The organism is Gordonia jacobaea (assembly GCF_965344965.1).
In the GTDB taxonomy this organism is placed as follows: domain Bacteria; phylum Actinomycetota; class Actinomycetes; order Mycobacteriales; family Mycobacteriaceae; genus Gordonia; species Gordonia jacobaea.
Genome location: NZ_CBDRLS010000002.1, coordinates 995,136 through 1,015,862, shown reverse-complemented (window position 1 = coordinate 1,015,862; position 20,727 = coordinate 995,136). Strand labels below are relative to the sequence as shown.

Here is a 20,727-nt window from a genome sequence, read left to right as displayed (position 1 = left end):
GTGTGAGGCGGGTCATACGCTGTGGAGTATGCCGTCACCACTCTTCGGGCGTGCCCGCCAGAACGACATCTACCAAGCGGGAGTACACGGTCGTACACCCGTCGTACCGACCGATTTCGACGAACTCGAACGCCGAGCGCGAGCGGGGATGTCCGATCGGGCCTGGGCGTACATCGCCGGCGGGGCAGGCGGGGGTCGAACAATGGCCGCGAACCGCAGCGCTCTTGATCGACGCGCAATCGTGCCGCGGGTGTTGCGCGACGTCTCCGAGCGGACGCTGGAAATCGAGCTGTTCGGCGACCGGCTCCCCGCACCGATCCTGTTCGCACCTGTCGGAGCAGGAGATCTCGTCGCGCGCGGGGCCGACAGGATGATCGGTCACGCCGCAGCAGAACTGGGACTTCCGTACATATTCTCCAACCAGGGCGGAGTTCGGATGGAGGACGTCGCCGCGGAGATGGACCTCGTACGGCCCGGCGCGCCGCGATGGTTTCAGCTCTACTGGTCGACCGACGACGACCTCGTCGACAGTCTGCTGCAGCGTGCCGAAGGCGTCGGAGCGTCGGCCGTCGCCGTAACTCTTGATACGACGATGCTCGGTTGGCGACCACGTGACCTCAACATCGGGTCGTTACCGTTCGCGCGCGGGGAAGGTATCGCGCAGTACACCTCGGACCCGCGGTTCAGCGAGATCGTCTCCGAGCGTGCTGCCCAGGGGAGTTCGGAACGTCCCGAGATCTCGCTCGGCGCGTTGCGCACCCTGTTCAGCATTGCGAAGAACACCCCGGGATCGCTGCTGCGCAACATCATTCGCCCCGAGCCGCGCGTGGGAGTGCAGACCTTCCTCGACATCTACTCGCGACCGTCGCTGAGTTGGACGGAGATCGAGAGTCTGCGCGAGCGCACGTCGCTGCCGGTCGTTCTCAAGGGCGTACTGCATCCCGACGACGCGCGGCGTGCCGTCGACTCGGGTGTCGACGGCATCATCGTCTCCAACCATGGTGGCCGTCAGATCGACGGTGCCATCAGTTCCGTCGACGCTCTCGCCGCGATAGCGCCTGTCGTCGATGGGCGGATCAAGGTGCTCGCCGACTCGGGAATCTATTCCGGCGCAGACGTTTTCAAGGTGCTCGCGCTCGGCGCCGACGCGGCATGTATCGGGCGTCCGCACATGTACGGGCTCGCCCTCGCAGGTGCCGACGGTGCTCGCGATGCCGTTGCGAACATCATCGCCGAACTCGACCTGACACTTGGTCTCGCCGGTCACACGAGCGTCGACGAACTCACGCCGGAGGCGTTGGCGACGCTCGTGTGAGGGCTGGCGGCCGCGGATAGGATCTCTCTATGAGGCACCACCGACGCGATGAGCCGTGTCGATGTTGGTGATCCGCGATCTCGGTGAGCTCGTCGCCGAACGAGGAACCGATCGCTACGACATCGGTGGCGCCAAACCACGGACGATCCTTGCCGTGCTGTGTGCGCATGCCGGGCATCCGGTGTCTGCCGCGACGCTCATCGCGGAAGTCTGGGGTCCGGATGCGCCGGAACGGACTCAGCGCGCGTTGGAGTCGCAGATCTGGCGGCTCCGCAAGGCACTCTCACCGCGGGGCGAGGCATCGGTGATCGTCACCGACCGGGCTGGATATCGCCTCGACCTCTCCGAGGCCGCCGTTGATTCCGTTGACTTCGACTCCGCTGCGAGCGCGGCACTCGACGAGTCCGGCACCGCGACCATCGACGACCTCGACGATGTGCTGCGGCGCTGGCGTGGCGAGCCATTCACCACTGCGATCTCCACACCCACCGTCGATCAGGCACGGCGACGATTGATCTCCGTCCGCGCGGCGGTCTTGGGCCGCCGTGCCGATCTCCTTCTCGCCGCAGGCGACGCCGACCGTGCTCTCGGAGAAGCGCAGGCATTGATCACCCTGGACCCGCTCGATGAGCACGCATGGTCGGTCAAGATCGCGGCGTTGGCGGCGGGCGGTCAACGGGCCGAGGCGCTCACCGCCTATCGCGACATCCGGGAACTGCTCGCCACCGAACTGGGCGTGGAACCGGGCGCGCAGGTGCGTGCCGCGCAACTGCACGTGCTCGACGACCACAGTCGCGCGGTACGACGCGTACGGCTGCCGTCGCAGCACACGTCCTTCGTCGGGCGAGAGGCCGAACTCTCCATGGTGGTCGGCCTCCTCGACGTCGAGCGTGCCGTCGCCATCACCGGCATCCCCGGCGTCGGCGCGACACGCCTCGCGATCGAGGCGGCAAGGCGCGCGGCGGATTCCTTCGACGACGGCGTCTGGTACATCGGTCTGCGCGGCGATGCCGACGTCGCGACGACGATCACCGAGACCATGCGGATTCAGCCATCGGCTGACGCGGGCACCGCCCTCGATCAGGTGTGCAACCACCTGTCGGCCATGTCTGTACTTCTCGTCCTCGACCGTGTGTCGGAGTCGGAACTGGGTCGAGACGGATTGGTAGACAAAGACATTGACACGATTCTACGACGCTGCGCCGCCGTGACCGTGCTCGCGGTCGGCGTACCGAGCGGGGTCGACGGTGAACACGTGGTGACCGTCCACCCGTTACCGACAGGGGCACCCGGCGATACGTTGTCGCCTGCACACCTTCTGCTCGTGGACCGGATTCGAAGCGCCACTGGCCAATTCGACGTCGGGGCGGACGACCGGGGCGACCTCGACCGGATCTGCCGCGCGATGGGCGGCCTCCCACTTGGCCTGGAGCTCGCTGCTGCCCGCACCGTGACCTTCTCGATCGCCGAGGTGGCCGATCAACTCGACACCGCGGTGCCCGAACCAGTGACGCGGGCGTTCGCGCTCGCCTTCGACGCGATGGACGACGATCTGTTCGATCGCTTCACCCGGCTCACTGCACTGCGCAATCCATTCACCGCCGCGCTCGCGGAAGCGGTCTGCGACAGCCCATCGATCGCCGATGACCTGAGCGAGTTGGCGCGGCGCTCACTGTTGTGGCGTATACGCGGGACTCGTTACCGTCCAACGCGTTTCACGATCCCGCACAGCGTTGCCGACCACGCTCGCGCGAAGCGCCCTGACAAGTCAGTCGCTGCGTCGCGGGCGCGTGACGCAGCGATCGTCGAACTCTTGGCAGCCACTCCGATGCGTATCACCGCGCATTCGGCACGTGACCTCGCGCGCGTCGACGACGACCACAGCAGTGTGATGGCGTTCTGCGAATCAGTCGTGATCGACCCGGTCCTCCTCGATTCGCACATCGACCTCCTCGAAAGACTCGGCGCCTACTGGTTCTTTCGCCGTCGGTTGGCTGACGGGATCCGAGTTCTGCGTCTGGCATCGGCCACTGTCGCCGACGGTGCATGCAGTCCGCGGACTTCGGCCATGGTCGCTCTGGCGCTGGGTTCGGCACTCGCCTTCAGTCAGAACACCGACGAGGCGCACCAGCACCTCACGGCGTACACACCCGACGAACTCGAGTCCCTCATCGTGCCCGGCGACCGTGACCCGGACACGCATACAGTCCGCCTTGCTCTGGCGTCGTTGGCGGCATGGACCGGCGACGACCACGCCGTCGCGGCCGACTACGCCGAGTGGGCCGCGACCACCATCGAAGGACGAGACGTCGACACCGCACCAACGGTCATCGCTGCTCAGGCCCTGTGCGCGGTGATCGCCGGTGACCTCGCGCAGGCTCTCGACATGGCGCACACAGCGCTCGCCCTCGGCACCGAACGCGGCGATCCGCTTGCCACCTATCTTGCCGCCGTGATGCTGGGCATCGCGGCACTGGTCTCCGGCGACACCCGAATGGGCCTGCGATGGAATGACCAGGCCTTTCGTTCATACCTCGAATGCGGGGGCGTCCAGATCTGCGATTCGATGGAGCAGCGTGGCAACCATCTGTCGGCCGCAGGCGAGATCGGGCGGGCGGGTCGGGCATTCGCGGTTTCGCGTCGCTACGCCGTCGATGCCGGGCTCGAGTGGCCACGGAGTCCGTTCACGCGCGATTCGTTGCGCACCTGCAGAGAGACCGATCCGACGGAGTTCGAGAACGGGTGGCACGCCGGGTGGGGCGATGCAGGCGACGCACTGACCACTAACGATCACCAGGTCTTTTCCGGGATGTGAGCGTTTTGTGAGGACCTCGGGGTCTCGTAGGTGGCACCACACGACACCAGATCCCGGAGGTTCAGATGACGCAGCGACTGGCATTCGCCAACGAGGAGTTCGACGGTCAGTTCGGCCGCACCCTGATGGCGGCGGCCGTCGGCGCAGCCGATCTGGGTGAGGCGTACACGACTGCCGGCGAGATCGGCGGAAAATACCACCCGCAGCGGTGGTACGAGCGGTGGTTGGCTCGCGCTGAGTCGGTGCGTGACGCGGCAGAACAGGCACATGCCGGTGGGCATCTCGTGACAGCCCACCAGTGCTACCTCAGGGCCTCGGAGTACTACCGCCAGGCCTATTTCTACCTGCGCACCGACCTCGACGACGAGCGGCTCCAGGAGGCCTACCAGGCTCACTGCAAGACCTTTGCGCAGGCAATGGCGCTGTTGCCACATACCGCCAGCCCTGTCACCGCAGCCGAAGTGGCCATCCCCTTCGTCTCGTCGGGCGATCGGATCGACATCCACGGCTGGCTGTTTCGGCCGGTTGCAGACGATCGTCGGCGGCCGACCATCGTCATGCCCTGTGGCTACGATTCCACCGCCGAATCGGGGTGGGGCTTCGCGCAGGGCGCCTTGGCACGCGGCTACAACGTGCTCTCCGTCGAGGGACCCGGACAGGGGTCGATGCTCATCGTCGACCGCGTGTACTTCCGACCCGACTACGAGACAGTGCTTTCGCAGATCGTCGATTGGCTCGTCACAGTGCCCGGCGTCGACGACCGCCGACTCGTCGCCGAAGGACGCTCATTCGCCGGCTACCTGGTACCCCGCGGCGTCGCGGGGGAGAATCGCATTGCTGCGATGATCTGCGATCCCGCGCAGCCCGACATGGGTGCCAAGATTCCCGCGGGTTGGAGGGGTCGTATCGCGGCACCGCTGATGACCGTGCTGAGCCGGGTCAGTCGCGAACGCGCCGACTTCTTCGGCTCCCGCATGGCTTGCCACGGGGTGCGAACCATCGCCCAGTACTTCCGCGAGCTGAAGACCTTCACCATGCTCGACCGGGCGAGCGAGATCAGTTGTCCCACAATGATCGTCGAATCTCACGGCGACCCGGTCGGCGGGCAGGGCAAGCTGCTGTTCGACGCACTCGACGTCGAGTCCAAACAACTCTTCGCCCCTGATGTACGTACCGGCATCTCCGGCCATTGCGGTGGTCTCGGCCAGCGCGTCTGGGACGGCGTCGTCTACGACTGGCTCGACGGTGTACTCGCCGGCAGCGTCGACCTCAGACCAGTGGTCGGTCGGTGCGGATACGACGTCGCACGTCGGCGAGCAGAACGTTGAACGGGAACTGCTGCAACGGTTTCGGAAGGTGGCGCACGACGCGTCGAACAATCGCGTTGTGCACGTCGAAGACTGTCTGCTGCCGCGGGGTGAACTCGACGTCCATCTTGTCGCGGAAGTCTTCGGGCAAGAATCCGATCGTCATGATGTACGACCACCAACCGCCGAGCCGTGACACGACCGGGCCAGCGAACTCCATGCGCGCGATCGCCAGCAGATGTTCCCGGATCGGCGGATCGATCTCGAGCGTGGAAATGGTTTTCTGCCAATAGGTTTCGAAGTCCGCGCGAGTTGCGGGCCACATGTGCTGCGGTACCTGCAAGGTGGTGCCCATGACCGCGCCCGCACGGTAGGTCTCCTCCGAGATGATCGACGGATCGCCGTAGATGCGTTGGACGTCTTCCCAACCCTTGTACAGACAGGCGGCAACCCAGAGTTGCAGGGCCGGATCGAACGCGTTGTAGGTGACCGGACTGTCGGGAGTGGAGTGGACCCTGGCGTGTGCCCGACCGACCGCCCGCCGGTACGCCCTACGGTCCGACGGCGAACCCATGGCGGCGACGGCGAGATAGCTCAGGGTGGTCCTCGTACGTTTGACCGGATGCTTGAAGAGGTTTCCCGAGTCGACGCGACTCTCGTAGACGCCGTAGCCGACGGCCGGCATCGCCAGTTGCATGATCACGTTCGCCGGGCCGGCGAGTGCTGCGGCGCCGAGCATCGTGAGATCAGAGCTGTCGATCTCGTCGCGCGCAGTTGCCGGGTGGTCGGACTGCGTGTCGGGCACCGTCATCGCAGCGGCTCCTATCTGGTAACGTCCGTTGCCTGATTCAACGCCGGTATTGCGGCAGATGTCAAGATGGTCTGCGTGAGCGAAGAACTGCGGACCTACAGCGGGGTGAAGGGCGATGAGCGCGTTGCGCGTCGACGCACCGCCCTCATGGATGCCGCGCTCGAGGTGCTCGGCGGGCAGCCGCCGCAGTCGGTCACGGTTCGTGGGGTGTGTGGCGCGGCGTCGCTCAATCCGCGCTACTTCTACGAGAGCTTCGAGACGGTAGACGCGCTGGTCGCGGCCACCTACGACCGCGTGATCGACGAGATTTCGCACGATGCGCTCGCGGCCTTCGCCACCGGCGACGACGTCGGCGACAAGGTTCGTGCCGCCGTCGCGACCATCGTTTCGATCATCGACTCCGACCGTCGCAAAGGACGACTGCTGTTCTCGCCGATGCTGACGAGTCCCGTCCTTGCCGCCAAGCGACGCGATTCGACGGCCGTGTTCGCGGCCATCACGCTCGACACCGCTTCCGCGGCACTGCACACCGCTCCCAGTCCACAGGCCGTAGGGGCTGCGCAATTCCAGGTCGGAGGACTCGCACGCCTGCTGTCTTCGTGGCTCGACGACGAGGTGCCGCTGGGTCGAGACGAGGTCGTCGACCTCAGCGTCGCATTGATGATGTCGCTGGTGCCTGCGGTGACGCGGAGGGGATAGGGATATGTTGGATGCCATGAGTAGCGGCGTCGACGATGCGGAAGTGGAGGAGCAGACCGGGCGTTGGCGCGATTTCGGCGAGCCCGAGTTGCCCGTTCCGCTCGCGGCTGCGCTCGCGGCTTTCGCTGAGCACGGCTACCACGGCACGTCCGTGCGCGAGATCGCCGCGCGGGCAAACCTGTCCGTTCCGGGGCTCTATCACCACTATCCGTCGAAGCAGTCACTACTGCAGGGCCTGCTCGACAGGACGATGACCGACCTGCTCGCGCGGTCGGAGCAGGCCGTTGCCGAGGCTGGGCCAGAACCGGTCGACCAATTCGACGCGGTCGTCGAGTCGTTGTTGCGCTTCCATATGTACCGGCGTGAGCAGGCATTCGTCGGATCGACCGAGATTCGCAGTCTCGACAGCTCGTACAAGCAGACCTACATCGGTCTTCGTGACCGTCAGCAGCGGATGGTCGACGAGATCGTGTTCGCCGGGGTCGAGGCCGGCGACTTCCGCACGAGCTATCCCAAGGATGCTGCGCGTGCGGTCACCACGATGTGTGTCGGCGTCTCGACCTGGTTCAAGCTGGACGGCGAACTGGGACCGGACGAGCTGATCGCGCGCAATCTGGACTTGTCGAGGGCGACCGTCGGATACGTTGAGCGCTGAAGCGCTTCGCGGCTCGATGGGTTGACCTGAGTCGACGGTCTCTGGCAGTCTTGGGCCACCGAACGAACGCTCGGTCGGAACGATCGGGCGTGGAGTTCGAGTTGAACCTGCGTGGCACCCCGAGGATGGAGACCCTGATGGCAGTGGAACTGGGCTATTCGCCCGAGGTTGACGATCTGGTGAAGAGGACGACCGCATTCATCCACGAGGTCGTGCTGCCGATCGAGAATGCGAACGACGGCGACATCACCGCGGCAGGCGGCGACGATCTGCGGCGTGATCTCAATAGTCAGGCCAAGGAGTTGGGTATCTTCGCGCCGCACGCCCCCGTCGAGTTGGGTGGTCACGGACTCTCGATGTCGGATCGGGTGCCGGTCTTCGAGGCGGGCGGATACTCGACGTTCGGGCCGGCCGCGCTGCACATCGGAGCCCCCGACGAGGGCAATGTGCACATGCTCGCCCACATCGCCGACGACGAGCAGAAGCTCAAATACCTTGCGCCACTTGCCAGTGGCGAGGTGCGTTCGGCGTTCGCGATGACCGAGCCCGCGCCGGGAGCCGGCTCGGATCCCAACCAACTGCGCACAGAGGCGACCAAGGTCGACGGCGGCTGGAAGATCAACGGCGAGAAGCGATTCATCACCGGAGCCGAGGGCGCAGGCTTCTACATCATCATGGCGCGCACCGCCGGGGCGCCCGGCGACCGTGGCGGGGCAACGATGTTCCTGGCGCCCGGAGACACGCCCGGCATCGAGGTCACGCGCCACATCCACACCACCGATCGCGCGATGATCGGCGGCCACTGCGAGGTGCGATTCACCGATGTCTTCGTTCCCGATGCCGATGTGCTCGGTGAGGTCGACCAGGGTTATCGCTACGCCCAGGTGCGGCTGGGTCCGGCGCGCATGACCCACGTCATGCGCTGGCTCGGAGTGGCGGTGCGCTGTCACGAGGTTGGCGTCGACTACGTCGCACACCGCAACGGATTCGGCGGAACCCTCGGCGATCTCGGCATGATCCAACAGATGGTTGCCGACAACGAGATCGACCTCGCGGCGTCGCGTGCACTGTTGGTCAAGGCTTGCTACGAACTCGATCAGGGGCGTCACGCGTCGTCGGAGACCTCGATCGCCAAGACCTTCGCCGCAGAGGCCTATCTGCGGGTCGTCGACCGTTCGATCCAGATGTGCGGTGGGCTCGGCGTTTCCGACGACCTGCCGCTCGCACGGCTGCAACGCGAACTGCGTCCCTTCCGCATCTACGACGGCCCGTCTGAGGTGCACCGCTGGGCACTTGCACGCAGAGCCGTCGGGCGTGCGCGCAAGAATCGCGCGTCGACGCAGCAGGGAGAGAACGCGTGAGCACCGCGGAGCTGGTACTCGAACCGCAAGTCCTACAACGCTTTCTGGTCGACAACGGAGTCGACGTCGCGGGGCCGCTCGACGTCGAGTTGATCAGCGGCGGAAAGTCGAATCTCACCTTCATGGTCTCCGACGGCGTGCACCGCTGGGTTGCGCGCAGGCCACCGACAGGTGGCCTCACACCCTCGGCGCACGACATGGGCCGGGAATGGGCTGTCACATCGGCACTTTCGCGTACCGACGTCCCGGTTGCCACGCCGGTCGCCTTCGACGCCGACGGCTCGGTGCTCGGTGCGCCGTGCACCATCGTCGAATTCGTCGACGGGACGGTGATCCGGACGGGCGACGACCTCGCGGTACTTTCCGACGACGAGGTGGCACGCAATGCGGAGGGGCTGATCTCGACCCTCGCCGCGCTGCACGCCGTCGACTTCGAGGCGGTAGGACTCGGGGAGTTCGGTAGGCCAACGGGTTTCGCGGGTAGGCAGGTGAAGCTGTGGGCCAGGCAGTGGTCGCACGTCCGCGGCAGGGATCTGCCCGACGTCGATCGGCTCGTCGACGCACTCGGTGAGCGGGTACCCGAGCAGGCGCGTGCGACCGTTGTGCATGGCGACTACCGCGTCGACAACACGATCCTCTCGACCGATGACCCGGGAACTGTTGCCGCAGTGGTCGATTGGGAGATGTCGACGCTCGGCGATCCGATCACCGACGTCGCCCTGATGTGCGTCTACCGCACGCCCGTCTTCGATCGGGTTCTCGGATTCGACGGCGCGTGGACCAGTGACCGCTACCCGTCGGCCGATGCGATGGCCCAGCGGTACGCGACACTGACCGGGAACGACCTCGGCGACTGGCCGTTCTACCTCGGGCTGGCCAACCTGAAGCTGGGTGTGATCGCCGAGGGCATCAGCCATCGCGCACGTGCGGGCGCGGCGTCGGAAGGCGCAGAGCACGCAGCGGAGGCGACGGGCGAATTCATTGCCGCGGGGCTCGCCGCGCTGGGCTAGCGTCGGGCCGAAACGTTCAGCGGAACGTCGGCGTTCAGCGGAACGTCGCGATGCCGCCGTCGCGGTCGACGAGGTGGGCGTGTTCGTTGAGTGACATCACCGAGGTCCCGCTTCGGCCGACGAGGAGTTTGGTCACCGATGCGTTGACCATCGTGCGAGCCATCGCAGGCCAGCGGTGCGGCGGCACTCCCCACAGTTCGGCGATCACCTGAGTGATGGTGCCCGCCGACGACACGACGAGGACGGTCTGCCCGCTGCCCGCCAACTCGGCTGCACGCTCGCCCGCGCCGGTGACCCGCGAGCGGAACTCTGGATAGGTTTCGCCGGAGCCGGGTGGCGTGGTCGCGCCCTCGGCCTCCGCCATGCTCGTCTGGTCGATCCAGTGCGCGAGGCCTGCGTCGAGGCGCTGCTGATACGACTTCTGATCGGCGAACTCGTCCGGGGTCGCTGCGCCGACGAGCGCGGGCAGTTCGTACTCATTCCAGGACGGGTCGACGATCGGTTCCGGTGCGGAGTCGAGTCGGGCGAGAACGCCGGCGAGCGTCTCGGTCTGTCGGGCGAGGTCGCCGCTGATCGCGGCGGTGACACCGTTGATCTGTGCGGACAGCAGGGTTCCGGTGAGGCCCGCCTGGACCCGACCGGTGTCGGTGAGGCCGGGGCCGGGGTTGCTCACGGCTGCGGCTGAGTCGTCGGCGGGCGCGTCTCCGGTTGGTGCGCTGTCAGCGACTCCGTACGCGGACGGGTTGGCCTGGCCATGTCGTACGAGGTAGATGACTCCCATGGTCGTAGAGCCTATGCGGTCGAGGAACGATGACTTCCGGGTGGCGTACAGGTCGGTCTGTGTATGGCGTCAACGTTGTTCATCACGCTGCCCGTCGACGACACTGCGCGCTCGCGCAGGTTCTTCGAGAGCATCGGTTTCCGCACCGACGAATGGTTCTGCGACGCCGGAACAGTCTGTCTCCCGATCAACGAGCGCACGATGCTGGTGCTGCTCGCCGCCCAGCGGTTCGCGGGATACTCCGCGGCGGGTCGGGGCGCGCGGTTCTGTGCCGGCACGTCGCGCGAGGTGGTCCTCGCGTTCTCGGCGTCGTCGCGTCACGAAGTCGACGACATGGCCGACACCGCGCTGGCGAACGGCGCGACCGCGCTGCGTGAGCCCGACGACCACGGCTTCACCTACAGCCGCAGCTTCTGCGATCCCGACGGCCACGCCTGGGAGATCGTGTGGATGAACCCGGGCTCGATCCCCGAGGCTGGGTGATCTCGACAAGCTCGATCAGCGGTGGGGACTCGATCAGCGGTGGGGGCTCGACCGGCGGGTGGGCGCCCCTTTCCCGCTGATTGAGCTGGCCGCGAGCGGAGCGAGCTGCCAAGTCGAAATCACCTGAGGTGGTCTCGACAGGCCTCACCAGCGGGTGCAGCTCGACCGGGTGGGTGATCTCGACAGGCTCGATCAGCGGTGGGGGCTCGATCAGCGGGTGAGGCGCTCGATCAGTGCCAGGGGCTCGGCTGGGTGCGGGGCGGCGCGTCGTACGGGGTTGCGGGCAGGCCGAAGCGGGCGAAGTCGGTGGCGAGGTCGTCGCCGAAGAAAGCGACGACGTGCGTGACGCCGGGTGCTGAGTCGGGGCCCGCCGTGCCGAGTTCGAGAACCTGGAGTTGGAACGGGCGGTGCACGCCGTCGGGTTCGCGCATGTAGAGGCCGAATGCGGGTTGCCCGTTCGCGATGGTCGGTATGAGGATCTGGTCGCCCGCCTTCTCTGCGGGACAGTTGTGTCGGATGAGCGTACCGATCGCAGCCGGACCCTGGTACCAACCGGTGAAGGGCGGCATTTCCCAGATCGCCTTGTCGGTGAACATGTCGGCGATGGCGTCGACGTCGTACCGCTCGAACGCCGAGACATACCGTGCAAGCAGCTCACGTTTGGCGTCGTCGGTGATCTCTTCTGTCGAATCGTGCTGTGGCGCAGCATTCTTGAGTTGCTCGCGGGCGCGCTGCAGAAGGCTGTTCACGGTTGCGGTCGTGACGCCGATGGTGTCGGCCACCTCGGCGGCTCGCCACTGCAGGACGTCGCGCAGGATCAAGACGGCTCGCTGCCGCTCGGGCAGGTGCTGTAGCGCCGCGATGAATGCGAGGCGGATCGACTCGCGTGCACCGACGACGTAGGCGGGGTCGGCGTCGTCGCCGGGAGAGATCTCGTCGACGGCGCCCGCGTACGGCTCGAGCCACGGGACCTCGCCGTCGGTCTCGAGTGTGTCGGTGGGGTCGAAGGCGTCGCCGCCGAGCCCAGAGGGCAGCGGCCTGCGTTGTTTGCTCTGCAGTGCGGTCAGGCACGTGTTGGTCGCGATTTTGTGCAGCCACGTCCGTACCGATGCGCGGCCGTCGAACTTGTCGTACGCGCGCCAGGCCCTGAGGTAGGTGTCCTGGGTGAGGTCTTCTGCGTCGTGGTGCGACCCCATCATTCGATAGCAGTGGGCCAGGATCTCGCGGCGCAACGGCTCGGTCGCGGCGTGGAATTCGGCGTCGCCCGTGGTGGACGACTCGCTGGAAAGATGCGCAGTGGTGGCGGTCTGCGGGGGCATGTGATCAAGGTTACGACAGGGCACCGACAAGCTCTACGGCTGAAAACGTTCGATAGACGCGCAGGTCGGGTTCCTATCCCGATCGAAGGGGAACGCGACTTTTGCGCGCGGTGCGTCTAACCCGCGACGCCGCGCTCTCGGCGGCCTATTCTCGCCGGTGGACGCCTCTGCCGAGCGCGCGAAGTGGTCTGTGACCTGCGGCAAGGCTTGTGCAAGGGAGTTGCGGGCCGCTGCGATCAGTTGCTAGCTTCGTGCTCATGACGAGCGAGCACGACCGCGCCTTGGCGCAGATCTCAGAGGTGACCTACGTGATCACCGCTCTGGGTTGTCGTCTGCCGTTCGCCCGTGTGCTGTGTTGTCGCCGAATGCGTTGATCCGAGTTCTTCACTCTTCACCAACCTTCCGCATTCCACGCGAATCCTCCGCGATCATCGTCGACTGCCTGCCGTGCACATCGTTGCCGGACGCGTAGACCAATAGCTCGCGGCGCCACGATGTTGCGCGCCACGGATTCGCTGCACCGACACCTAGGGACACCAAGTCATGACCGCAACCGTTGATCAGCCCATCCGCACCGCTACGCTTTCCTCACCGGTCCGACGGCCGGCCGCACGTCCGATCCCACGCAGGTCGACGCCACGGCCGACGCCTGTGCCAGGACTCGAACCACGTAGCGTCCGGAGAGGGGGGCGGCCGATTCAGATCGCGACACCGCGCCTCGAGCTCTCCGACAAACCCGCAGCGCTCGTATTGCGCACCGCTCGACTCTCCGGCCCGATTTTCCGCGACGACGCCGCAGAGGCAACAGGATTGTCGATCTCGACCGTGAATCGCCAGGTCGGCGCGCTGCTGAAGGCGGGTCTCCTACGTGAACGCGCCGACCTCGCGCCCGCCGGGGCCATCGGACGTCCGCGCCTGCCGTTCGAGATCAACGTGACCGACTTCCTGACTCTCGGTATCCACATCGGATACAAGGTCACCTCGATCACCACCCACGACCTGCTACACCGCGTCGTCGGTGCCATCCAGATCCCGACGCCGATCGCCGAGACCCCCGAGCAGACGCTGACCGCCATCGGCGACAGCGCACGTCGCTTCGTCGGACGCTGGTCGAATCGTCGAGTGCTGTGGGCCGGTGTCGCGATCGGTGGCCGTGTTGCCGAGGGCGGCTTCGTCGACCATCCGCGTCTCGGGTGGTCGGATGCCCCGGTGGGCAACATCATCGCCGAAGCCGTCGGGCTGCCCGTCTCGGTCGCGTCGCACGTCGAAGCGATGGCAGCTGCCGAACTCGTGGTGAACCCCAGCGACAAGCGCTCGAGCTTCCTCTACTTCTACGCGCGTGAGATGGTCGGCATCGCGTTCAGCGTCGACGGCGCTGTGCACACACCGACCGCGGGCCCGCCGGTGATCGGGCACTTCCCGACTGGGGCGACCACCCTGCTCGACCCGCGGCACACCGGTCGACTCGAGCCGACCGCCAGTGACACCGGCGTTGTCGAGGCCGCGCTCGCACTCGGACTCGACGTGACCGACATCGAGGGTGTGCACGCGCTCGCCCGCAGCGGTGACGCAACCGCCCGCGCGCTTCTCGAAGAGCGCGCGACGGTCCTTGGCCGTGCGGTGGCGCTGATGGCCGACATCTTCAACCCCGACCACATCATCCTCGGCGGGCAGGCGTTCACGGACAATCCGTCGACGCTGCCGCTGGTTGCCACAGCGATCCGCGAGACCTCGGTATCGCCCAAACGCGATGTCCGTGTGTCTCATTCGGGTGTGACGGTGCAGCAGCAGGCGGCGGGAGCCGTCTCGCTCGACGCCGTCTACGGCGATCCGCTCGAGGCGCTCGCCGCGACAGCATAAGGGGGCTCGCCGGCGCGGCGTGCGCCAGCGAGCCTTGCGTTGATGCTCAGTCGGTGGTGCGGCGCGCGTAGTTGCGCAGCGCGAACGGCATGAACAGCAGCGTGAGCACGACGGCCCAGATCAGCGTCGACAACTCCGGGTAGCGCAATGGGAGTGCGGCGTCGGCTCCCGCAGCGGGTCCGTTGCCCCAGAGCACGCGCATCGCCTGGATGAGTGACGAGATGGGGTTCCACTCGGCGATGGTCCGCAGCCACGGCTGCATCGCCTCGGTGGGCACGAACGCGTTGGAGACGAACGTCAGCGGGAACAGCACGGAGAACATGAACCCGTTGACCGCTTCGACCGAGCGCAGCCACGAGCCGATCATGACGCCGAACCAGATCATCGCGAATCCGAACACCAGCACCAGCAGGAAGCCGAGGGTTCCCTCCCACACCGATGTGGTGATCCGCCAGCCGATGATCACGCCTGTCAGCGCCATCACGACGATGCCGATCGACGAGTGCAGCAGGCTCGCGATGCTGCGTCCGATCAGCACGGCCGATCGTCGGATAGGCAGCGACCGGAAGCGGTCGATGATGCCCTTCTCGATGTCGGCGGTGATGCCGGTGGCGACGATGAACGCGGTGAACACGATCGTCTGACCCATGATGCCGGGCAGCAGGTACTGCTTGTAATTGATTGCCGGGTTGCCCGCGCTGATCGCCGGTCCGAAGACATAGGCGAACAGCACGACGAACATGATCGGCTGGATCGTCACGTCGGAGAGCATCTCCGGCATGCGTCGAGTGTGGATCATGTTGCGCTTTACCATGATCCACGCCTGTTGCCAGACGTTCGTCGGGTGGATCGGCGGGCGTTCGACCAGTTGGGATGTCAGCGATGTGGTGCTCATCGGATGTCTCCGCTCGAGGTGGGGGTGGCGTTGTCGGTGGCGTTGTCGGCGTCGGGATCGTCGTCGGTGGTCTCGGCGCGGTGGCCGGTGAGGGAGAGGAAGACGTCGTCGAGGCTCGGTCGGGCGAGACCGATGTCGTCGACGGTGATTCCCGACTCGTCGAACCAGCCCGCGATGCGGGTGAGGTCGGCGAGGCCCGAGGCCGACGACGTCAGCGTGCGTGCGGTCTCGTCGATGAATACCTCGCCGCCGTTGCGGCGCAACAGATCTTGCGCCGCAGGCAGTGACGCGGCGTTGGACACGGTGATGACCACACTTGCCGCGCCTGCGCGTTCCTTGAGTTGCAGCGGTGTGCCCTCGGCGATGACGCGACCCTTGTCGATGACGACGATGTTGTCGGCCAGTTGGTCGGCTTCTTCGAGATACTGCGTGGTGAGCACCAGCGTGGTGCCACCCGCCACCAGGCGTCGGAGAACGTCCCAGAGCTCGGCGCGGCTGCGTGGGTCGAGGCCCGTCGTCGGCTCGTCGAGGAACAGGACCGGGGGTGCGGCGAGCAGGCTGACGGCGAGGTCGAGACGTCGGCGCATGCCGCCGGAGTAGGCGCGGACCTGTTTGTCGGCGGCGTCGGTCAGTGAGAACTGTTCGAGGAGTTCATCGGTGCGTGCTGCCAACGCCTTTCGGGTGATGCCGTACAGGCCCCCGACCATCCGCAGATTCTCGCGGCCGGTGAGGATCTCGTCGACCGTGGCGGCCTGACCGGTGAGCCCCATGTTGCGGCGCACCATCTCCGGGTCGGTGCGGACGTCGAATCCGGCGATGCGGGCGGTGCCGCTCGTCGGAAGCGAGAGTGTCGTCATCATCCGCACGATCGTCGTCTTGCCTGCGCCGTTTGGACCGAGCAAACCGAGAACCGAGCCCGTGGGCACGCTGAAGCTGACGTCGTCGACGGCGGTGAAGTCGTCGAAGCGTTTGACGAGATTGGTGGCCTCGACGGCGAGATCGAGGACGGCGTCGGGGGCGGTGGGGCGCGGGCCTGCGGAGGCTGGGGGTGCTGGCTGGCTCATGGTTCCTCACGGTATCGGGCGAGTCGGACATCGGCGACTGAGTTTCTGGGGCCGGGTGGTGTGAACGGCCTACGGGTGTCGACTCGGGCGGGCACCGAAACTCATCGGTCGATCCTCAAGTGCGTGGATCAATAGTCCACTTCTCCGCTACTGCGGTTAAACTCGCTCAGGTGACGGCGATCAAAGTGCGCGATGCCGCGACGCTACTCGGGGTCAGCGACGACACCATTCGACGCTGGCTGGCCTCCGGTGAGCTCGAGCCGGGCGGAGGCGAGGCTGTCGCGACCGTCGACGGCGTAGGCCTCGCAGAGCTTGCGCGTCGCAGGTCGCGCGTACCCGATGACGACGGCACCGGCGTCCTTCGGTCGGCGCGCAACAGGTTCACCGGTCTCGTGACGGAGCTGATCGTCGACACCGTGATGGCTCAGGTGACTCTGCAGTGCGGGCCGTTCGAGGTCACGTCGTTGATGAGTGCCGAGGCCGCGCGCGAACTCCAACTCGAGCCCGGCGTCGTCGCCACCGCGGTGGTCAAGGCGACGACGGTGATCGTCGAACGTCCCGATCCGAACAAGTGACCCGCGTGCGCGGGAGAGAAGTGAGAACTGCTGTGTCATCTCGTGCTGGGTCGTCTCGTGCTGGGTCGTCTCGTGCTGTACCGGTTCGTCGTCTACTCGCTGTCTGCGCGGCGCTCATCGCCGTGATCGCCGCCGTCGCCGGGTGTTCGTCGGACAGCAATTCGTCGGGCAGTGCTTCTTCGAGTGCGAGCGGGCAGAAGGTGACTCTCAACGTGTACGCCGCAGCGTCGTTGAAGAAGACCTTCACCGAGCTGGCCGACGCGTTCGAGAAGGCGCACTCCGACGTCGACGTGAAGCTCAACTTCGCGGGGTCGTCGGCGTTGGTCACCCAGATCAATCAGGGTGCTGACGCCGACGTGATCGCCACCGCGGATGAGCGGACGATGCAGAAGCTCGGCGACAAGGCGGTCGACCCGGCGATCTTCGCCACCAATACGTTGGTGATCGCCACGGCTCCGGGAAATCCGAAGCAGATCAACGGATTTGCGAGTCTGAAGAATGCCGACGTGAAGACGGTCGTCTGTGCACCGGAGGTCCCGTGCGGGGCGGCGACGGTGACGGTCGAGAAGAACACGGGTGTCGAGCTATCGCCGGTGAGTCAGGAAACGTCGGTCACCTCCGTGCTGACGAAGGTGACCTCCGGTGAGGCCGACGCCGGTCTCGTGTACGTGACGGACGCGAAGTCGGCTGGTGACAAGGTTTCCACCGTCGACGATCCGGCCTTCGCCACGGTGGTCAACAAGTATCCGATCGCAACGGTCAAGGGCACCAAGCATTCCGAGCAGGCGGCACAGTTCAAGGACATGGTGACAGGTCAGACGGGACAGGAGATCCTGGCTGCCGCAGGCTTCAAGCCCGCGACCTCCTGAGCAAGCCATGCGTCGGATTCCGCTGTGGGTGTATGTCCCTGCCATCCTCGGAATCTGCTTCATCCTGATCGGTCCGCTCGCGATCATTGTCCGGATGCCGTGGGGGGACTTCTGGGGCTCCATCACCTCGCAGGCATCCCTCGACGCTCTGCGGCTCGGCGTGCTCACCGCGGTGACAAGCACTCTGATATGCGTGATCCTCGGCGTGCCGATCGCCTTCGTCTTCGCTCGGTTTCAGGGGGCCGCTGTCCGCGTGCTGCGCGCAATGGTGTTGCTGCCCTTGGTGTTGCCACCGGTGGTCGGTGGTATCGCGCTGCTGTACGCACTCGGCCGCTACGGAATCGTCGGTCAGTATCTGGACCGGGCGGGCATCCAATTGGCGTTCACCACGGCCGGTGTGGTTGTCGCGCAGACGTTTGTCGCAATGCCGTTCCTTGTCCTGAGTGTCGAGGGCGCGTTGCGGTCGGCCGGAGCAGACTACGAACAGGTCGCAGCGACGCTGGGAGCGAGCCCGACCAGGACTCTGTGGAAAGTCACACTGCCGCTGGTCTTTCCGGCGCTGACAGCAGGTGCGGTACTGGCCTTTGCGCGAGCTCTCGGCGAGTTCGGCGCGACCATCACCTTCGCGGGTAACCTGCCGGGAACCACTCAGACGGCACCACTGAAGATCTACCTCGACTCGATCAACGATCCGATCGAGGCTCTCCCGCTGTCTCTGGTGCTCATGGGTGTCGCGCTGATCGTCGTCATCGCTGTGCATCTACGACGGGCCCCGGCGGTGGGTGCGTGAGCGGCCTGCGGGCGTCGATCCGTTGTGCGACGCCGTTTCTCGAGATCGACCTCGACGTCGCGGATGGGGAGACCTGCGCGATACTCGGACCCAACGGATCGGGTAAGAGCACCACCCTCGCCGTGCTGGCAGGGCTGCGCCGCACCGACGACTCGACGGTCGACTACGACGGCCGCAGTCTGCAGGACGAGAAAAGCTTTGTGCCACCGCATCGCCGGTCGGTGGTGCTGCTCGCTCAGCAGCCGCGTCTGTTCCCCCACATGAGCGTCGCGCGCAACGTCGCATTCGGGCCGGAGTCCGCGGGTTTGTCGCGGAAAGAGGTTGCGGCCCGTACCGAACGATGGCTCGCCGCAGTCGGTGTCGCCGAGTTCGCCGACCGTTCCCCGAAACAACTGTCGGGTGGACAGGCACAGCGCGTCGCGATCGCACGCGCTCTCGCGACCGAGCCCGACGTACTACTCCTCGACGAGCCCTTCGCTGCGCTCGATGTGGATGTGGCACAACAGATGCGCACGCTGTTGCGGTCGCTGATCGCCGAGCGGAAGGGCTGCACGGTGCTCGTCACACACGACCTCGTCGACGCCGTGGCACTCGCCGACGATGTCGTGATCATCGAGCATGGCCGGGTCGTCGGACGTGGTCCGACACGAGAGGTGTTGCGGCGTCCGGAAACAGCGTTCGCCGCCGCACTCACGGGTCTCAACATGTTCGTCGGAACCTTTCAGGCGCCCGCAACCGTCATCGGAGTCGACGGCGGCAGCGTAACGGGCGTGTCGGCAGACGCGAGCAGGCCTGGTGTCGGAGCGGTGGCCACCTTCTCACCGCGCGCGGTGGCGCTGTATCTCGATGCGCCGCAGGGAAGTCCGCGCACGGTCTTGAGCGGAACGGTCTCGGAGGTCATGCCCCAGGGCGATCACGCGATCGTGCGCTGCGACGTTGCCGGGCAGGTGATCTCGGCGGAGGTGACATGGGGCGCCGTCGGAGATCTCGCACTCGGTGCCGGCCGCGAGGTCTATCTGGTCATCAAGGCGAACGAGGTGCGCGTCTACGAGGCGACGTCTTCGGCCGAGCCGTCGGATGTGGACTCAGACCCGGACTCGGCCTCGTCTCCTGACTCTGCCTCGTCTCCTGACTTGGCATCCGATTCGTAATATTTGTTGGCGTCCAACACCTTTGCGCGCAGCCGCCGGTACCCGCGGACCGACAGCGGGGAGATCGACCGCACGTAGAAGCGGTCATCATCGGCGAGATCGTCGGCCACCGGCTCGCTGATCAGAGTCGTGCCCGGTCGGGCCGAACCGCACAGGCGTGCCGCGATGTTCACCGGCTCACCGAAGACATCGCCGAGTCGGGAGAGTACCTGCCCGCGCGCGAGTCCCACGCGCAGTGCCGGGATGGGTTTGTCGTCGCTGAGGTGGTGTATCGCTAGCGCTGCCTGTGCCGCGGCCTCCGATGAGGTGAACGTGAACATCACGCCGTCGCCGAGGGTCTTGACGACGTGGCCGCGGTACCGGGCCACCACGTCGAAGGTGCGGTCCTCGAACGTCTCGAGTAGATGCTCGAGCTCGTCGAGAGGGGTACGTCGAGACAGGCTGGTGTATCCGACGATGTCGGCGAACCCGACGACGAGCTCCATCCGCTCGTCGGATTCGCGGGATTCGTCGCGGGTCATGGACATGTCGAGGTGCCTGCGCCAGATCAACTGCTGCATCACGCCCAAGGCATTCGCCATCTGATCGCGGGTCCATGGAACGTCTGGATTGCGTTCGAGTTCGGTCAACTGGTCGGCCTGCCACTCGGCGAGGCGCGACATCGTCTGGCCGATCGCACGTGCGGTGGCGACCTGCGCGATCTCGGGCATGGTGTGCTCGGAGTCGGCAAAGAGTCCGAGTGCCTTCACCTCTTCCGCCGTGAAGATCTTGTCGGGTGTCGACTGACGCGCGAAACCGAAAGCGTTCCAGATCTTTTCGGCATACTCGGGAGAGAGTCCCAGCTCTTCCACGAGTTCGTCGCGCGTGTATCGCGGCTCGGGAGCGCTCAGTCCCGAACGTTCCTGGTCACTCACGGACGCCCCCCGCCCATGCCGTGCTGCTGTGCATGAGTCAACGGTAGCGGTTC

Annotated in this window: 19 protein-coding genes; 13 read left to right on the top strand and 6 right to left on the bottom strand. The window is 66.1% G+C overall.

Going from position 1 to position 20,727, the window contains the following annotated elements:
- The first annotated feature begins 28 nt into the window (after positions 1-28).
- The 3 genes from ACRVY7_RS10695 to ACRVY7_RS10685 all read left to right on the top strand — a co-directional run bounded on the left by ACRVY7_RS10695 (position 29) and on the right by ACRVY7_RS10685 (position 5,458).
- Entirely contained in the window at positions 29-1,315 is a 1,287-nt protein-coding gene (locus ACRVY7_RS10695; protein WP_431817029.1) for an alpha-hydroxy-acid oxidizing protein, read from the top strand.
- A 61-nt stretch (positions 1,316-1,376) separates the two neighbouring features.
- A complete protein-coding gene (locus tag ACRVY7_RS10690; RefSeq protein WP_431817028.1) occupies positions 1,377-4,130 on the top strand; it encodes an AfsR/SARP family transcriptional regulator in 2,754 nt (917 codons plus the stop codon).
- Between the two features lie 65 nt (positions 4,131-4,195).
- Complete coding sequence (locus ACRVY7_RS10685) at positions 4,196-5,458, top strand: alpha/beta hydrolase family protein (RefSeq protein WP_431817027.1); 1,263 nt, start codon at positions 4,196-4,198, stop codon at positions 5,456-5,458.
- Here ACRVY7_RS10685 and ACRVY7_RS10680 read toward each other — a convergent pair.
- Complete coding sequence (locus ACRVY7_RS10680; RefSeq protein ID WP_431817026.1) at positions 5,400-6,248, bottom strand: oxygenase MpaB family protein; 849 nt, start codon at positions 6,246-6,248, stop codon at positions 5,400-5,402. The genes ACRVY7_RS10685 and ACRVY7_RS10680 overlap by 59 nt on opposite strands.
- 66 nt (positions 6,249-6,314) lie before the next feature.
- On the opposite strand from ACRVY7_RS10680, the gene ACRVY7_RS10675 reads away from it, so the two are divergent.
- The 4 genes from ACRVY7_RS10675 to ACRVY7_RS10660 all read left to right on the top strand — a co-directional run bounded on the left by ACRVY7_RS10675 (position 6,315) and on the right by ACRVY7_RS10660 (position 9,973).
- Positions 6,315-6,947: a TetR/AcrR family transcriptional regulator gene (locus tag ACRVY7_RS10675; RefSeq protein WP_431817025.1), complete on the top strand. Its 633-nt coding sequence runs from the start codon at positions 6,315-6,317 to the stop codon at positions 6,945-6,947.
- Positions 6,948-6,951: 4 nt separating this feature from the next.
- Positions 6,952-7,602 carry a TetR/AcrR family transcriptional regulator gene (locus ACRVY7_RS10670; RefSeq protein WP_064864115.1) on the top strand — a complete coding sequence of 217 codons (651 nt, stop codon included), beginning with the start codon at positions 6,952-6,954 and terminating at the stop codon, positions 7,600-7,602.
- Positions 7,603-7,739: 137 nt separating this feature from the next.
- Positions 7,740-8,963, top strand: a complete 1,224-nt coding sequence (locus tag ACRVY7_RS10665) for an acyl-CoA dehydrogenase family protein (protein WP_431817024.1) — start codon at positions 7,740-7,742, stop codon at positions 8,961-8,963.
- On the top strand, positions 8,960-9,973 hold the full coding sequence (locus tag ACRVY7_RS10660) for a phosphotransferase family protein (protein ID WP_431817023.1): 1,014 nt from the start codon (positions 8,960-8,962) through the stop codon (positions 9,971-9,973). Before ACRVY7_RS10665 ends, ACRVY7_RS10660 begins: the two co-directional genes overlap by 4 nt.
- Positions 9,974-10,007: 34 nt before the next feature.
- Here the strand turns inward: ACRVY7_RS10660 and ACRVY7_RS10655 are convergent, their stop codons facing one another.
- Positions 10,008-10,754: a histidine phosphatase family protein gene (locus ACRVY7_RS10655; RefSeq protein WP_431817022.1), complete on the bottom strand. Its 747-nt coding sequence runs from the start codon at positions 10,752-10,754 to the stop codon at positions 10,008-10,010.
- A gap of 63 nt (positions 10,755-10,817) precedes the next feature.
- Between ACRVY7_RS10655 and ACRVY7_RS10650 the strand changes: the two genes are divergently transcribed.
- Positions 10,818-11,237 (top strand): VOC family protein, encoded by a 420-nt coding sequence (locus ACRVY7_RS10650; protein WP_431817021.1) that lies wholly within the window; start codon positions 10,818-10,820, stop codon positions 11,235-11,237.
- 230 nt (positions 11,238-11,467) lie between these two features.
- Here the strand turns inward: ACRVY7_RS10650 and ACRVY7_RS10645 are convergent, their stop codons facing one another.
- Positions 11,468-12,556: a sigma-70 family RNA polymerase sigma factor gene (locus tag ACRVY7_RS10645; protein WP_049699415.1), complete on the bottom strand. Its 1,089-nt coding sequence runs from the start codon at positions 12,554-12,556 to the stop codon at positions 11,468-11,470.
- Between the two features lie 543 nt (positions 12,557-13,099).
- On the opposite strand from ACRVY7_RS10645, the gene ACRVY7_RS10640 reads away from it, so the two are divergent.
- Positions 13,100-14,416 carry an ROK family protein gene (locus ACRVY7_RS10640; RefSeq protein ID WP_431817020.1) on the top strand — a complete coding sequence of 439 codons (1,317 nt, stop codon included), beginning with the start codon at positions 13,100-13,102 and terminating at the stop codon, positions 14,414-14,416.
- A gap of 46 nt (positions 14,417-14,462) precedes the next feature.
- Here the strand turns inward: ACRVY7_RS10640 and ACRVY7_RS10635 are convergent, their stop codons facing one another.
- Both ACRVY7_RS10635 and ACRVY7_RS10630 read right to left on the bottom strand, forming a co-directional pair.
- Complete coding sequence (locus ACRVY7_RS10635) at positions 14,463-15,311, bottom strand: ABC transporter permease (protein ID WP_049699416.1); 849 nt, start codon at positions 15,309-15,311, stop codon at positions 14,463-14,465.
- The gene (locus ACRVY7_RS10630) at positions 15,308-16,375 is read right to left on the bottom strand and encodes an ATP-binding cassette domain-containing protein (RefSeq protein ID WP_270486213.1); all 1,068 of its coding nucleotides are present in this window, start codon (positions 16,373-16,375) and stop codon (positions 15,308-15,310) included. The genes ACRVY7_RS10635 and ACRVY7_RS10630 overlap by 4 nt, the downstream gene beginning before the upstream one ends.
- A 170-nt stretch (positions 16,376-16,545) precedes the next feature.
- Here ACRVY7_RS10630 and ACRVY7_RS10625 point away from each other — a divergent pair, with 170 nt between their 5' ends.
- Genes ACRVY7_RS10625 through ACRVY7_RS10610 form a run of 4 tightly spaced genes read left to right on the top strand, consistent with a single transcriptional unit; the run spans position 16,546 to position 19,760 of the window.
- Positions 16,546-16,950: a TOBE domain-containing protein gene (locus tag ACRVY7_RS10625; RefSeq protein WP_049700332.1), complete on the top strand. Its 405-nt coding sequence runs from the start codon at positions 16,546-16,548 to the stop codon at positions 16,948-16,950.
- A gap of 32 nt (positions 16,951-16,982) precedes the next feature.
- Positions 16,983-17,819, top strand: coding sequence for a molybdate ABC transporter substrate-binding protein (gene modA, locus ACRVY7_RS10620; protein ID WP_431817019.1), 837 nt, complete (start codon positions 16,983-16,985; stop codon positions 17,817-17,819).
- 7 nt (positions 17,820-17,826) lie between these two features.
- On the top strand, positions 17,827-18,609 hold the full coding sequence (locus ACRVY7_RS10615) for an ABC transporter permease (protein WP_431817018.1): 783 nt from the start codon (positions 17,827-17,829) through the stop codon (positions 18,607-18,609).
- Positions 18,606-19,760, top strand: a complete 1,155-nt coding sequence (locus ACRVY7_RS10610) for a sulfate/molybdate ABC transporter ATP-binding protein (RefSeq protein ID WP_431817017.1) — start codon at positions 18,606-18,608, stop codon at positions 19,758-19,760. Before ACRVY7_RS10615 ends, ACRVY7_RS10610 begins: the two co-directional genes overlap by 4 nt.
- Here the strand turns inward: ACRVY7_RS10610 and ACRVY7_RS10605 are convergent.
- The gene (locus ACRVY7_RS10605) at positions 19,655-20,674 is read right to left on the bottom strand and encodes an adenylate/guanylate cyclase domain-containing protein (RefSeq protein ID WP_082938104.1); all 1,020 of its coding nucleotides are present in this window, start codon (positions 20,672-20,674) and stop codon (positions 19,655-19,657) included. The two genes, ACRVY7_RS10610 and ACRVY7_RS10605, sit on opposite strands and share 106 nt — an antisense overlap.
- Between the last annotated feature and the right edge of the window lie 53 nt (positions 20,675-20,727).

Excerpts from the sequence above, each read along its gene's own strand:
- ACRVY7_RS10635 (WP_049699416.1), bottom strand. The coding sequence starts at position 15,311 with ATGAGCACCACATCGCTGACATCCCAACTGGTCGAACGCCCGCCGATC.
- ACRVY7_RS10630 (WP_270486213.1), bottom strand. The coding sequence starts at position 16,375 with ATGAGCCAGCCAGCACCCCCAGCCTCCGCAGGCCCGCGCCCCACCGCC.
- ACRVY7_RS10670 (WP_064864115.1), top strand. The coding sequence starts at position 6,952 with ATGTTGGATGCCATGAGTAGCGGCGTCGACGATGCGGAAGTGGAGGAG.
- ACRVY7_RS10645 (WP_049699415.1), bottom strand. The coding sequence starts at position 12,556 with ATGCCCCCGCAGACCGCCACCACTGCGCATCTTTCCAGCGAGTCGTCC.
- ACRVY7_RS10695 (WP_431817029.1), top strand. The coding sequence starts at position 29 with ATGCCGTCACCACTCTTCGGGCGTGCCCGCCAGAACGACATCTACCAA.
- ACRVY7_RS10685 (WP_431817027.1), top strand. The coding sequence starts at position 4,196 with ATGACGCAGCGACTGGCATTCGCCAACGAGGAGTTCGACGGTCAGTTC.
- ACRVY7_RS10665 (WP_431817024.1), top strand. The coding sequence starts at position 7,740 with ATGGCAGTGGAACTGGGCTATTCGCCCGAGGTTGACGATCTGGTGAAG.
- ACRVY7_RS10675 (WP_431817025.1), top strand. The coding sequence starts at position 6,315 with ATGGTCTGCGTGAGCGAAGAACTGCGGACCTACAGCGGGGTGAAGGGC.
- ACRVY7_RS10640 (WP_431817020.1), top strand. The coding sequence starts at position 13,100 with ATGACCGCAACCGTTGATCAGCCCATCCGCACCGCTACGCTTTCCTCA.
- ACRVY7_RS10655 (WP_431817022.1), bottom strand. The coding sequence starts at position 10,754 with ATGGGAGTCATCTACCTCGTACGACATGGCCAGGCCAACCCGTCCGCG.
- ACRVY7_RS10690 (WP_431817028.1), top strand. The coding sequence starts at position 1,377 with ATGTTGGTGATCCGCGATCTCGGTGAGCTCGTCGCCGAACGAGGAACC.
- ACRVY7_RS10680 (WP_431817026.1), bottom strand. The coding sequence starts at position 6,248 with ATGACGGTGCCCGACACGCAGTCCGACCACCCGGCAACTGCGCGCGAC.
- ACRVY7_RS10615 (WP_431817018.1), top strand. The coding sequence starts at position 17,827 with ATGCGTCGGATTCCGCTGTGGGTGTATGTCCCTGCCATCCTCGGAATC.
- ACRVY7_RS10650 (WP_431817021.1), top strand. The coding sequence starts at position 10,818 with ATGGCGTCAACGTTGTTCATCACGCTGCCCGTCGACGACACTGCGCGC.